Annotated in this window: 11 protein-coding genes; 1 reads left to right on the top strand and 10 read right to left on the bottom strand. The window is 44.2% G+C overall.

What is annotated here, in order from left to right:
• Positions 1 to 7 precede the first annotated feature (7 nt).
• The 7 genes from QOZ98_RS04660 to QOZ98_RS04630 are packed head-to-tail and all read right to left on the bottom strand — an operon-like array spanning position 8 to position 8,078.
• Positions 8 to 1,039, bottom strand: a complete 1,032-nt coding sequence (locus QOZ98_RS04660; RefSeq protein ID WP_142826954.1) for an ABC transporter ATP-binding protein — start codon at positions 1,037 to 1,039, stop codon at positions 8 to 10.
• An 11-nt stretch (positions 1,040 to 1,050) separates the two neighbouring features.
• Positions 1,051 to 2,019, bottom strand: coding sequence for an ABC transporter ATP-binding protein (locus tag QOZ98_RS04655; RefSeq protein ID WP_308786337.1), 969 nt, complete (start codon positions 2,017 to 2,019; stop codon positions 1,051 to 1,053).
• A gap of 18 nt (positions 2,020 to 2,037) precedes the next feature.
• On the bottom strand, positions 2,038 to 2,943 hold the full coding sequence (locus QOZ98_RS04650) for an ABC transporter permease (RefSeq protein ID WP_308786336.1): 906 nt from the start codon (positions 2,941 to 2,943) through the stop codon (positions 2,038 to 2,040).
• A gap of 14 nt (positions 2,944 to 2,957) precedes the next feature.
• Positions 2,958 to 3,872: an ABC transporter permease gene (locus QOZ98_RS04645; RefSeq protein WP_308786335.1), complete on the bottom strand. Its 915-nt coding sequence runs from the start codon at positions 3,870 to 3,872 to the stop codon at positions 2,958 to 2,960.
• Positions 3,873 to 3,916: 44 nt separating this feature from the next.
• Positions 3,917 to 5,464 (bottom strand): ABC transporter substrate-binding protein, encoded by a 1,548-nt coding sequence (locus QOZ98_RS04640; protein ID WP_308786334.1) that lies wholly within the window; start codon positions 5,462 to 5,464, stop codon positions 3,917 to 3,919.
• Positions 5,461 to 6,702 carry a M20 metallopeptidase family protein gene (locus tag QOZ98_RS04635; RefSeq protein WP_308786333.1) on the bottom strand — a complete coding sequence of 414 codons (1,242 nt, stop codon included), beginning with the start codon at positions 6,700 to 6,702 and terminating at the stop codon, positions 5,461 to 5,463. Before QOZ98_RS04635 ends, QOZ98_RS04640 begins: the two co-directional genes overlap by 4 nt.
• Positions 6,699 to 8,078, bottom strand: a complete 1,380-nt coding sequence (locus tag QOZ98_RS04630; RefSeq protein WP_308786332.1) for a M20/M25/M40 family metallo-hydrolase — start codon at positions 8,076 to 8,078, stop codon at positions 6,699 to 6,701. The genes QOZ98_RS04635 and QOZ98_RS04630 overlap by 4 nt, the downstream gene beginning before the upstream one ends.
• Positions 8,079 to 8,244: 166 nt before the next feature.
• On the opposite strand from QOZ98_RS04630, the gene QOZ98_RS04625 reads away from it, so the two are divergent.
• Positions 8,245 to 9,399 carry a M20 family metallopeptidase gene (locus tag QOZ98_RS04625; RefSeq protein ID WP_308786331.1) on the top strand — a complete coding sequence of 385 codons (1,155 nt, stop codon included), beginning with the start codon at positions 8,245 to 8,247 and terminating at the stop codon, positions 9,397 to 9,399.
• Between the two features lie 75 nt (positions 9,400 to 9,474).
• On the opposite strand, the gene QOZ98_RS04620 is transcribed toward QOZ98_RS04625, so the two are convergent.
• The 3 genes from QOZ98_RS04620 to QOZ98_RS04610 are packed head-to-tail and all read right to left on the bottom strand — an operon-like array spanning position 9,475 to position 12,344.
• Positions 9,475 to 10,284, bottom strand: coding sequence for an enoyl-CoA hydratase-related protein (locus QOZ98_RS04620; protein ID WP_308786330.1), 810 nt, complete (start codon positions 10,282 to 10,284; stop codon positions 9,475 to 9,477).
• The gene (locus QOZ98_RS04615) at positions 10,268 to 11,170 is read right to left on the bottom strand and encodes an NAD(P)H-dependent flavin oxidoreductase (protein WP_308786329.1); all 903 of its coding nucleotides are present in this window, start codon (positions 11,168 to 11,170) and stop codon (positions 10,268 to 10,270) included. Before QOZ98_RS04615 ends, QOZ98_RS04620 begins: the two co-directional genes overlap by 17 nt.
• The gene (locus QOZ98_RS04610; RefSeq protein ID WP_308786328.1) at positions 11,163 to 12,344 is read right to left on the bottom strand and encodes an acetyl-CoA C-acetyltransferase; all 1,182 of its coding nucleotides are present in this window, start codon (positions 12,342 to 12,344) and stop codon (positions 11,163 to 11,165) included. Before QOZ98_RS04610 ends, QOZ98_RS04615 begins: the two co-directional genes overlap by 8 nt.
• Positions 12,345 to 12,353: the final 9 nt, after the last annotated feature.

The raw sequence follows: 12,353 nt of genomic DNA, 5'->3' as shown, positions 1-12,353 counted from the left end.
ACCCTCTTCATTTTACTTTGGAAATACCTGAATCGGGCAACACATTCGTATCTTCCTGCAAGAGAGGATAGTGACAGGCGACAAAATGATTTGGCAAGATTTCCCGATATTCCGGAACTTCTATTTTACACTTTTCAGTTGCAAAAGGGCATCTCGGATGAAAAGGGCAGCCTGAAGGAGGGTTGATCGGACTTGGAATTTCCCCTTTTATCAATTGGTGCTCTTTTCTTAGTTTTGGATCCGGTATCGGAACTGAGTCCAGCAATGCATACGTATATGGATGCAGCGGGTGTTCAAATAATTCATTTCGGTCAGCAAGTTCGACCATTTTTCCTAAATACATTACACCGATGCGGTCACTTATATGGCGGACGGCAGGCAGCCCGTGCGCAATGAATATATATGTTAGATTCATTTCTTTTTGTAACTTTTTCAATAAATTTAAAATCTGAGCTTGAATGGATACATCTAAAGCTGATACAGCTTCATCACAGACTATTACTTTTGGCTTTAATGCCAGCGCACGTGCAATTCCTATACGCTGTCGCTGGCCTCCACTAAATTCATGAGGATATAATTTCATTTGGTGTTCTCTCAAACCAACAAGCTTCATAAGTTCACGAACCTGTTCTTTTAACTCTTTGCCAGATGCCAAACCGTGCACCACAAGTGGTTCTCCGATAATTTGCTCCACTGTCATCCGCGGATTTAAAGATGAATATGGATCCTGGAAAATTACTTGAAGGTCTCTTCTGGCTTTACGCAGCTCTTCTTGTGACATCGCTGAAATATCTTCATTTTGAAAATAAATATGCCCTTCAGTTGCGTCCAATAGACCCAGCATCAATTGACCGGTAGTTGACTTGCCACATCCCGACTCTCCTACTATGCCAAGCGTTTCCCCTTTGTAGACTTGAAAATTCAAACCATCTACAGCTTTTATTTTTGAATGCGTTTTTTTAATGAAGCCCTTTGTCAAATCAAAATGCTTTTTCAAGTCTATAACTTCCATAATCACTCTTTCCTCTGTTGATTGCATACCGCTACCTCCTAACCTTTAACTTTTATACAGCGTTTTGCATGCTTTTCTGAAATGTATTCTAATTCGGGATGAACTTTTGTGCATTCAATATCCGCTAATGGACAGCGCGGATGAAATTTGCAACCGGTTGGCATATTGGAAGGATTAGGAACTGTCCCTTCAATTGAATATAATTCATCCACCACATCGTGAATTTTCGGAATTGAAGAAATCAGCCCTCTTGTATAAGGATGCCGAGGATTATCAAATAATTCCTGGATAGGCGCCACTTCCACTACTTCACCCGCATACATGACAACCACACGGTCTGCCAGTTCAGCAACAACACCTAAATCGTGGGTGATGATTATGATGCTTGTATTCGAGTTTTTCTTTAAATTTCTCAATAAGGTTAAAATTTGAGCTTGGATAGTCACGTCCAAAGCCGTTGTCGGTTCATCTGCAATAAGCAGTTTGGGATTGCAGGATAAAGCCATTGCAATCATGACCCGCTGGCGCATCCCTCCTGACAACTGATGCGGAAATCTTCCCATTACTCTGTCTGAATCTGGTATGCCAACTGTTTCCAGCATCTCAATGCCCTTCTTGTGTGCTTGTTCCTTATTCATATTATTATGCACAATCAGGGTTTCCCTCAATTGATAGCCGATTGTAAAAACCGGATTCAATGCAGTCATCGGTTCTTGAAATATCATGGCAATATCGTCGCCGCGCATTTTTCGATATTCTTTTTTGCTTAGGCTTCGTAAATCTTTATCTTCAAATGTAATCGCACCTTCATAAATCTCTCCATTAGCCGGCAAAATTCCCATCAAAGCAAGAGAAGTGACACTCTTCCCACTCCCTGACTCTCCAACAATCGCCAAGGTCTCCCCTTGTTCCACTGAAAAACTTACGCCATTGACTGTCGAGACATAGCCTTCATCTGTTTTAAAACGAACTTTTAAGTCGTCGACTTTTAACAGTTCATTGTTCATGATGCCACTCACCTCCATTTATTCTTTAATTTTCGGATCCAACACATCACGCAGCCAGTCCCCCAGGAATATAACACCGAGGACTGTTATGGTTATGGCAATCCCAGGAAATGTGGCGACCCACCAGCTAGTTGCAATGTATTCTCTCCCATCGCTTAGCATCAGTCCCCAGGAAACGTCGGGAGGCTGGATTCCAAGCCCGAGAAAACTCAAGCTGGCCTCAAGAATAATTGTCGTAGCAACATTCAGCGTGGCAATAACAATAAAGGACGAAATAACATTCGGTAAAATGTACTTCATGATAATACGAAAATCCTTTGCTCCGATTGCTTTCGCCGATTTTACATAATCGCGCTCTTTAATGCTCAGCGTTTCACTTCGCACCATCCTTGCATAAACCACCCAGGTCGTTCCGCCCAGCACCAAAATTAATGTTGTAAGGCTTGGTCCAAGAACTGCCAAAATGATTAGCATGAAAAGAATGTTTGGAATTGCCAGCAGGGCATCTACAGTTCTCATAATCACAAAATCCCATACCTTGCCGTAGTAGCCTGCAATTAATCCCAGTGCCATGCCAATAGCACCTGCAAGTAAAACTGCTGAAACACCAATAAATAGTGAAATGCGTGAACCGTAAATAATGCGGCTCAAGATGTCTCTTCCTAAATTATCTGTTCCAAGAAGAAATTCAGGTGACCCACCTTCGCTCCATGAAGGGGGCAACAAGCGATCTACTACATTGGTTTGAGCAGGATCATGCTGTGCCAGTAAAGGGGCAAATACCGCCATCAATATGACCGTCATTACAATTACCAATCCGGTCATTCCAGTTTTGCTTCTGAATAAGCGTGTAGCCAGTTTCCTAAAGGAGGATTGAGCCACACCTTTTTGTTGGTTGATCGTAGTTTCTGATGCTTGCGTCAACTTGAGCCCCTCCTTTATTCATATTTAATGCGCGGATCAAGGAACCGGTAAATTAAATCTGCCAATAGATTGCTGAGAATAACAAAGATGGCAATGATGAAAGTAGCAGCTTGTACAACTGCCATATCCCGCAAGTTCACTGACTGTACAAGCAATTGGCCGAGTCCCGGCCATGCAAAAACAGTTTCCGTAATTAGGGTTCCGCCTACCAGCGTAGCGGTTTGAAGGGCCATGATGGTAACTACTGGGATCAAAGCATTGCGAAACGCATGTTTATTGACAATAATCGATTCGCGTAATCCTTTACTGCGGGCCGTACGAATAAAGTCCTGCTCTAAAATCTCCAACATACTGGACCTGATAAGCCTTGTCATCTCTGCAGCTATTCCTGTCCCCAGCGTAATTGCTGGCAGCACCAAATGCCCCAACGTCCCTCTTCCAGATACAGGGAAAATTTGGAATGTGACAGATAAAAAGAGAATCAGCATAATCCCCAGCCAAAAATTGGGCATCGCCTTCCCTAAAACTGCCCCTCCCGTAATAAATAAATCGAAAAAACTGTTCCGTTTAACTGCCGATAAAATGCCCAGAGGCACAGAAATTATAATGGCTACAACCATTGAGGCAATGGCCAACTCAAAGGTTGCCGGCAGCCTCTCCAATACCAGGCTAAGTGCATCTGTGTTGTAGCGGAAGGAATCTCCAAAGTCTCCGGTCATCAAGTCTCCCAGATAACTGAAATATTGAATCGGCAAAGGCTCATTTAACCCCATCGACTCTCTTAAAGAATCACGCTCTTCTTCGGTAGCGGTTTCTGGAAGCATTAAGGAAACGGGATCCCCAGTCACACGTATAAGCAAAAATACAATTAAAGTTATGAGGAGTAGTACAGGAATGGTCTTTATCATACTTTGGACTAAATATTTCATCGATTTCCTCCTCCTATCGAAAAAAAAGGGGGAATCCCCCCTTTTTACTTCAGTGTAATTGAGTCAGCATAGAACATTTCATTTAGAAGCGGCTCAAATTCAAGTCGTTCGTTGATGCCTGTAATAGCGTCCAATTGGAACATATAAATTTGAGGACGATCTTCAGCAATTATTTCCTGAGCTTCTTGATATTGTTGTGCACGTTCTTCCTCATCCATGTTCTGTTCTGCAGCAAGCAATAAATCATTTACCTGTTGATTGTCATAATCTGTTTCTCCTTCAGCATTTTCAATGGTTAGTCGATCCAATGCCAACGAAGCATCAAACATTGAGTTGCCGTAACCAATGTAAAACATTTCAGCAAAATCACGTTCTTGGTAGCGTTGGTTGAAGGCACTCCATTCAATCAACTCCTGATTGACTGTGATTCCCACTTCAGATAACATGGCAGCGATTAACTCTACCGTTTCTCTATCCTTTAAATATCTTCCATTCGGTCCCGTTAATGTCAGCTCAAAACCATCTGGATATCCAGCTTCTGCAAGCAATTCTCTAGCTCTTTCCGGATCATACAGCGACTCTCCGTAAAGATCTTCATTGGCCCCAACGTTTCCTGGAGTGACTCGGGTGCGTGTAACCGTCCCTGCGCCTTCCAATAATGAATCGACCATTGCCTGTTTATCAATTGCCAAGTCAATTGCTTCACGTACCAGAGGGTCTCCCGTCACACTATCTTCATCTGACCGCAATACCAGCATCATGACCCGCTGTGTCGGCGACTGGACTGTAGTGACTCCTTCTGTTTCATTGATGCGCGCCACGTCCGTTGGCGGAATGTTTACTGCGACATCAACTCCACCCGTCAACAGTTCAGAAACGCGTGTCGAATCTTCTGGAATGCTTCTGAAAACGAGCTCTTCCCATTTTGGTGCATCACCAAAGTATTCCGTATTCGCTTCAAGTGTCAAACGGTCATCCCTTTGCCAGTCCATAAATTTGTAAGGACCTGTTCCAACTGGATTTTCTAAGAATACTTCCCAGCCTTCTGTTTCAATATATTCCTGCGGCAAAATAGCTGATCCTAATCGGGACAAGCGATTTAATAGTGCCGGTTCCGGATTTGCCGTAACAATTTCAAATTCATAATCACTTATTACATTCACAGCTTCAATCTGATTGTAATTGCCGTGTTCCAGCAGCGTGTCGTCTTTCGCTACTCGTTCTAATGTAAACTTCACATCATCAGCGGTCAGCTCTTCCCCATTATGGAAAGTCACTCCTTCTTTCAATTTGAAACTCCACGTTGTATCGTCAATATTTTCCCAGCTTTCGGCTAAATCAGCCTGGAAGCCTTCCTCTCCCTGGTTAGTCACCAAGTAATTGAACATGTTGACATGGACAGCTTCCGTAGAAGTTGTATTGTGGTCATGAATATCAAATGTCACAATGTCAGTACCATTCGCGATCACCAAAGTTTTGCTGTCGCTTGTTTCTACCGGTTCTTCCCCTTCTGTGCTGTTTGTTTCTCCACCTGAACACCCTGCAATAATCAGCGTCAATACTAAAAGCAATAACCATAGCTGTTTCTTCATTCTTTTTCCCCCTTTGTGGTTTGTAAGAATTTATGTGTCAACAAACTTAAAACCGAAATACCGTACAAAAATGATTGTTCATCTACATCAAAACGACTGTTGTGATTTGGAAAAGCCGTCTGTTCACCATTGTTTGTCCCTAAACGGAAGAAGACCGAAGGCACCTCTTGGGAAAAGTAAGAAAAATCCTCGCCTCCCATTGAAGGAGTGGTGATCTGCAGCGCATTGGCCCCAAACAACTCACTCACTGTTTCAGTCAACAGTCCTCGCATTTTTTCGTCAATTTTAATGGATGGTGTGACATGATGATAAGTAAGAATAGCATTGCCTTTAAAACTTCTTGCAATCCCTGCAGCAATCGATTCGATTTTTTCCGGCATTTGAGCCCTTGTCTCTGGTTTTAATGTCCGTACAGTTCCCTTCAGCAACACCGAATCCGGAATAATTGTCGCTTTAGTGCCGCCTTCGATTTGCCCAAAGCTTAGAACTACAGAATCGAGGGGATCGGTTTGCCGGCTTACGACTTGCTGTAAGGCAATCAGGACTTGAGCAGCAATTATAATAGGATCTATCGTTTGGTGCGGATGCGCTGCATGGCCTCCAGCTCCTGTTATGACCAGTTCGAAAATATCAACAGCAGCACAGCTGTATTCTGTATCAGTTACTGAAAACTCACCAGTTTTCAAAGTAGGATGGACATGAAGCCCAGCCATTGCATCGACAGAAGGATTATTCAACACACCATCCTTGATCATTGCATCTGCGCCTTGCCCAATTTCTTCAGCCGGTTGAAAAATCAGTTTCAAAGTTCCCGATTCCAGCCCTTTCGAAGCGAATAACTTCGCCACTCCCAATAGGATGGAAGTATGTGCATCATGTCCACATGTATGGGCCGCACCATCATTTATACTGCGGTATGGCTGATCTATTTTGTCGGTCATGGGAAGAGCGTCCATATCGGCTCTCAAGCCAATCACCGGTCCTGGAGCTGTTCCATGAAGCACACCAATCACTCCGGTTTTCCCCACCCCTTCCCTGACCTCGTATCCCCATTCTTTTAATAAATCAGCGACGATTCTTGCTGTTCTGGTTTCTTCGAAAGCCAGTTCGGGATGCTTATGAAGGTCGCGCCGGACAGCGACTACTTCATCAAAAACAGCTTCTATAGAATTGTGCCAATCGGGATGTGATGATTTCAATTGTTTGAATTCTTTTATGCTGCCCGCCTGTGCTGTCATCGATTCACACTCCCCTGTTTTTCAAATTGCCTGCTGAACTCAAAAACTAATGCTGCAATCATTTTTATTCCTTCGATATAATCCTCCACAAAGATATTTTCATTTGGAGCGTGATTATTCGATTGGAAATTTCCGACGCCAAACGAAGCTGAAGGAATCCCAAGAGCTTGGCATAATTCGTACATCGGTCCGGTTCCTGGAGTATTGGGAACAATATTCGGTTTTTTATCCGAATACTGCTCAGCTACCTCTATCATGGCTTTAACAATTTCCTGATCCGGTTTTGTTCGTGCAGCACGCTCGGAACTGGTGACTTTTATCTTAATGTCTTTAAAGCCTTGATTATTCAAATGTTCCCGCAGCTGCATTAATATTTTTTCCGGGTCTTGCCCGGGTACTAAGCGAAAATCCAACTTTGCTGCAGCTGAAGAAGGCAACACTGTCTTTGTACCTTCTCCTATGTAGCCAGAAACGATTCCACAAATGTTGCATGTCGGTTCAAAAATATGCTTTCTTTTTAGTTGCTCTCCTTCTAGATTCAGTAAAAAGCTATCAAGGTCCAACTTTCTTAAAGTCTCTCCTTCGTCCAACCGATAATTCGCCAGCATTTCTTCATCCAACTGCGTGATTGGTTCGATATCGTCATAAAATCCGGGAATCGTTATTTTTTCCTCCCGATCTTTTAATGTACTAAGTGCCCAAACCAGTTTCCAGACCGGACTTTCTATAATTGCCCCTTGTGCCGAGTGCAAGTCTGTATTTGCTCCTTCCACAGACAATTCAACATACAACATGCCTTTGACACCAAGAGAAACTTGAAGTGCACCATCCGCATCCCGGTAGCCAAACTCCCAGACACAACCATCTGCATGGATTTTCTCTGCATAGTTTTTCGCAAATGCCGGTAAATTCAAACTTCCAATTTCTTCTTCACCTTCAAAGATAAACTTAATATCAACCGGCAATTCCATGCCTAATTGTTTGATGGCATGAATGGCCGCTATTCTGGCAACCAAATTCCCTTTGTTGTCCGCTACGCCTCTGGCAAAGATTTTTCCTTCTCGGATCTCGGGTTCAAAAGGCGGGCTATTCCACAACTCCATCGGATCTTCCGGTTGAACATCATAATGATTATAAAAACTTAAAATTTTATCGGATCTTCCTTCGAGCTCTGCGTATACTACCGGGAATCCTGCAGTAGGCAGCTTCTCTGGTGTTAATGAAAATGCTTTTTGGAATAAATCATCCAGATAGGATACCGCATCTTCCATCCCTCTATTTTGGGCTGCGACACTTGGAATCTTGCAAAATTCAGTAAGCCATTTAATATACATCTCTCGATTTTCTTCAATAAACTCATCAATTTTTGATGCCAAAAGCTCTCCCCCCTTTTTATTTATGGACAATTTCCTTAATTTTTATTAACTTTACCTTCTTTTAGTACTAGATGTCAATATAATTATCAGTTTTTTCAAAATAAATTGATTTTTTTATTTATTTGTGTTTATGTATAAATATCATAAATTATAGGAGGAGAATGATATGAACACTTATAGAAGTTACTTGTCATCCCAAAATTCCGAGGTAAAAGAAGATCTCTTAAGGTTAATCCGAGCTCAATCACCAAGCCATAATAAATTATTAGTTGATCAATGCGGGGATTTATTAAAGGAAATATTCCACAATAGATTAAATGGCAAATGGAATTATAAAACTTTTGAACAACAAGAAACCGGTAATCATTTTTCGTTTGAATTGGAGGATGGCAATAACAAACCACGAATTTTGTTTTTGTCCCACTTCGATACTGTATGGGACGTTGATGCCATTCCTTTAGTGGAAAAAGAGAATGATATATACGGGCCTGGTGTGTTCGATATGAAAGCAGGTTTGCTGTCTTCCATTTGGGCAGTTCGCGCCCTTCAATCCGAACTTGATGAATTGCCTTTTACACCCGTTTATCTGTTTACCGCTGATGAAGAAATTGGCAGCAAAACTTCACGGACCATCATTGAACAAGTAGCTGAGACCTGTGATGCTGTTTTAGTGATGGAACCGCCTGTCTTCGGTTCCAATGCTTTGAAAACTGAAAGAAAAGGTGTAGGCAGGTACACACTCAAAGTGCAAGGAATCAGCGCACATGCGGGAAATCATCATGAAGACGGGGTCAGCGCGATCCTCGAGTTGTCACGGCAAATCATAGAACTCGAAAAGCTGACAGATTACGAAAAGGAAACTACTTTGAATGTTGGGGTTATCAAAGGCGGCACCAGCAGCAATGTTATATCTGCAGTGGCGGAAGCGGAAATTGATTTTCGTGTCACTTCTTACGAAGAAGCCGAAAAAATTATTCATACTCTTGAGAATTTAAAACCTTTTAATAATGCCGCTGTTCTCAGTATTAGCGGAGAGCTGAATCGGCCGCCACTGGAGAAAACAGAAGCGAATGCCTTGCTCTACCAACATGCAGTAGCGGCGGGAGAACGAGTTGGGATTAGCATAGAAGAGGCGAAAGCAGGAGGCGGCAGCGATGGAAACTTCACATCAGCGCTTGGCATTCCCACACTCGATGGTTTAGGGATACCAGGCGACGGCCCGCACGCAATTCATGAACACATTCACTTTGACCATTTTAGTGAGCGCTGCGCCTTGATCAGTGAAATTTGTTTAGAAGTTGGAACAAAAGAAGCAAAATAAAAAGAACTGGATTTTATACAACCGACTTTTCAGTATCGGAAGTATAAAATTCAGTTCTTTTTTTACGGGATAGAGTCATTCAAAAAAATCCGGCAGTTGACTGGCCTTTAGCGGAAATTCAGCTTTTCGTTTATCAACAAATGAACCAATGCCCTCATCAGCATCCGCATTCTGACCTGCCCAATGCAAAAATTTTGATTCGACCAAATGGGAAGCGTATGGATGTTCCTGGCCCAGCATCTTCCACAGCAGTTGGCGGGTAAAGCTATTGGAAGTAGCAGCGGTGTTTTCAGCAATTTCCCGAGCGATTTCATAAGCTTTCTCCAATGGATCTTCCGATTCATATTGCATCAGTCCGGCTTCCACTGCTTCAGCGGTAGGTATGTAACGCCCGGTCAAAGTCCATTCAAGCGCTTTGCCGATCCCGACCACTCTTGGCAGAAACCAGCCTGAGGACGCTTCCGGACCAATGCCGCGGCGGCCGAAGACAAAGCCAATTTTGGTGTCCTTTTTGACGATCCGGATATCCATCGGCAATGTCATCGTCATGCCAATTCCGACAGCCGGTCCATTAATGGCTGCAATGATCGGCTTATTGACTTCGTAAACCTGTAGGCTGACCTGTCCTCCAAGGTCCCGGTATTCATCAGAGGATTGCTCAGAGGAAAAAGTCGAGCCCCCTTCCGACAAATCCATGCCTGCACAAAATGCCCTGCCGCTGCCCGTCACCACTATGACGCGCACGTTATCATCGTGATTGACTTCCTTATAGAAATGCAGCAGCTCCTCGTTCATTTTTTCCGTATAAGCATTCATTTTATCGGGACGATTCAAAGTCAGCGTTAGAATTCCAGCCTGCAAATCGGTTTTAATCGTTTCGTACAAGGCCAGCCACCCCTTTCTCATATTCAGCAAGCAATTGATCCACGATTTCTTTGGTTGTCTCACGTTTGGTGATAGTAGTAACTCCATGTCCTGCCGACCAGATATCCCGCCAGGCTTTAGCATTGACCAAATGCGACAAATCGATTTCATCTTTCGGCTTTAAAGTTTTTGGATCGATTCCCTGCTTGACTAGGCTTGGAATCAACACGTTGACCGGTACACCGCTGAAAGAATCAGTATAGAGAACGTCTTCCACTGTCGAATCAATGACCATCTGTTTATACTCTTCAGGCGCACTGCTTTCTTCAGCTGCCAAAAAGCGCGTACCCATATAAGCGTAATCCGCACCCATCAACTTAGCCGCAGCCACATCGGATCCCGTAGATAAAGAGCCGGATAAAATGATTGTTCCGCTGTAGAACTTTTTCACAGCTGCAATAAAAGCGAAAGGATTGATCGTGCCGCCGTGCCCCCCTGCTCCTGCACACACAAGGATCAGACCGTCAACTCCGCTCGAAGCCGCTTTTTTTGCATGCCGAACATTCGCCACATCCGAATAAACCAGACCGCCGTAAGCATGGACAACTTCAATGACATCCCCTGGAGATCCGAGAGATGTAATGACAATAGGTGGTTCATACTGGCGGATCATCTCGAAATCTTCTTCGTATCGTTTATTCGAACCGCGGTGGCAGATAAAATTGACTGCCCAGGGCTTTTCTCCAAGCGATTCTTTCACTTCCTTCAGCCATTCCCCACAAGCTTCAATCGGCCGCGCATTCAGCAAAGGAAAAGAACCGACGACACCTGCATTTGATGCTTCAATGACCATTTTGGGTGTTGACACCAAAAACATCGGCGCCACAATAACCGGCAGTTTAAGCATGCTCAATCACCACCGCAATTCCCTGGCCTCCGCCTATGCACAGGCTCGCCACTCCATATTTGCCGCCGCGGCGCTTCAGTTCATAAGCAAGCGACAATAAGACACGCGCTCCACTCGCACCAACCGGGTGGCCAAGAGCAATCGCTCCGCCATTGACATTCACTTTTTCACGGTCCAGGCCAAGCTCCTTCTCCACCGCCAAATATTGCGCCGCAAATGCTTCATTGAGTTCGAACAAATCGATATCATCAAGCGTCAATTTGGCGCGCTCCAATGCCTGCTTGATGGCCGGAACGGGTCCAATTCCCATGATGGTCGGATCGACTCCAACCACTCCCCAGGAAACAATCCGCGCCATCGGCTTCAGGCTATGCTCCTTCACCGCTCTTTCGCTTGCCACAATAAGAGATGCAGCGCCGTCGTTGATGCCCGAAGCATTGCCTGCCGTCACTGTTCCATCTTTTTTAAATGACGGACGGAGTTTCGACAAAGTTTCTGTTGTGGCATCCGGTTTGATATGTTCATCCTGGTCCACCACGACAACACCTTTTCGCGTTTTCACTTCGACACCGATAATCTGTTCCGCAAATGCACCAGATTCAGTTGCCCGTGCGGCTTTTTGATTTGATTCCACTGCAAAAGCATCTTGTTCTTCACGCGAAATATCGTATTGTTCCGCCAGTTTTTCTGCCGTCATGCCCATGCCGCTGCCTGTATACTGATCCGTCAATGTTGCAGTGAGCATATCTTCAAATTGCAAATTGCCCATTTTCGACTTGCTGAAGCGCTGGTCAAAGCTGGAGTATGGAGACATTGACATATTCTCTGCTCCGCCCGCCAGTACCAAGTCAGCCTCGCCCAACAGAATATGCTGCGCTGCCGCCACGACTGCCTGGGCACCCGATCCGCATAAACGGTTCAAGGTCAATGCCGGCACTTCCTTCGGCACTCCTGCTTTTAACCCGATATGGCGAGCGATATAGGCAGCATTCAAACTGGAATGGATGACATTGCCATAAAAAACGTGGTTAATATCCGCCGCTTTGACGTTCGACCGCTTCAAAGCTTCCACTGCAGTCGCCGCTCCGAGTTCAGTGGCGTCCGTATTGGCAAACGCTCCCCCAAATCCGCCAAAAGCTGTTCTCGCTCCATCTATTAAGTAAACATTGTTCATGCTCCAATT

It is taken from the genome of Planomicrobium stackebrandtii, from assembly GCF_030814955.1.
GTDB lineage: Bacteria > Bacillota > Bacilli > Bacillales_A > Planococcaceae > Planococcus > Planococcus stackebrandtii.
Note: the sequence above shows the minus strand (reverse complement) of the source record. Positions and strands in the feature narration are given on the sequence as shown.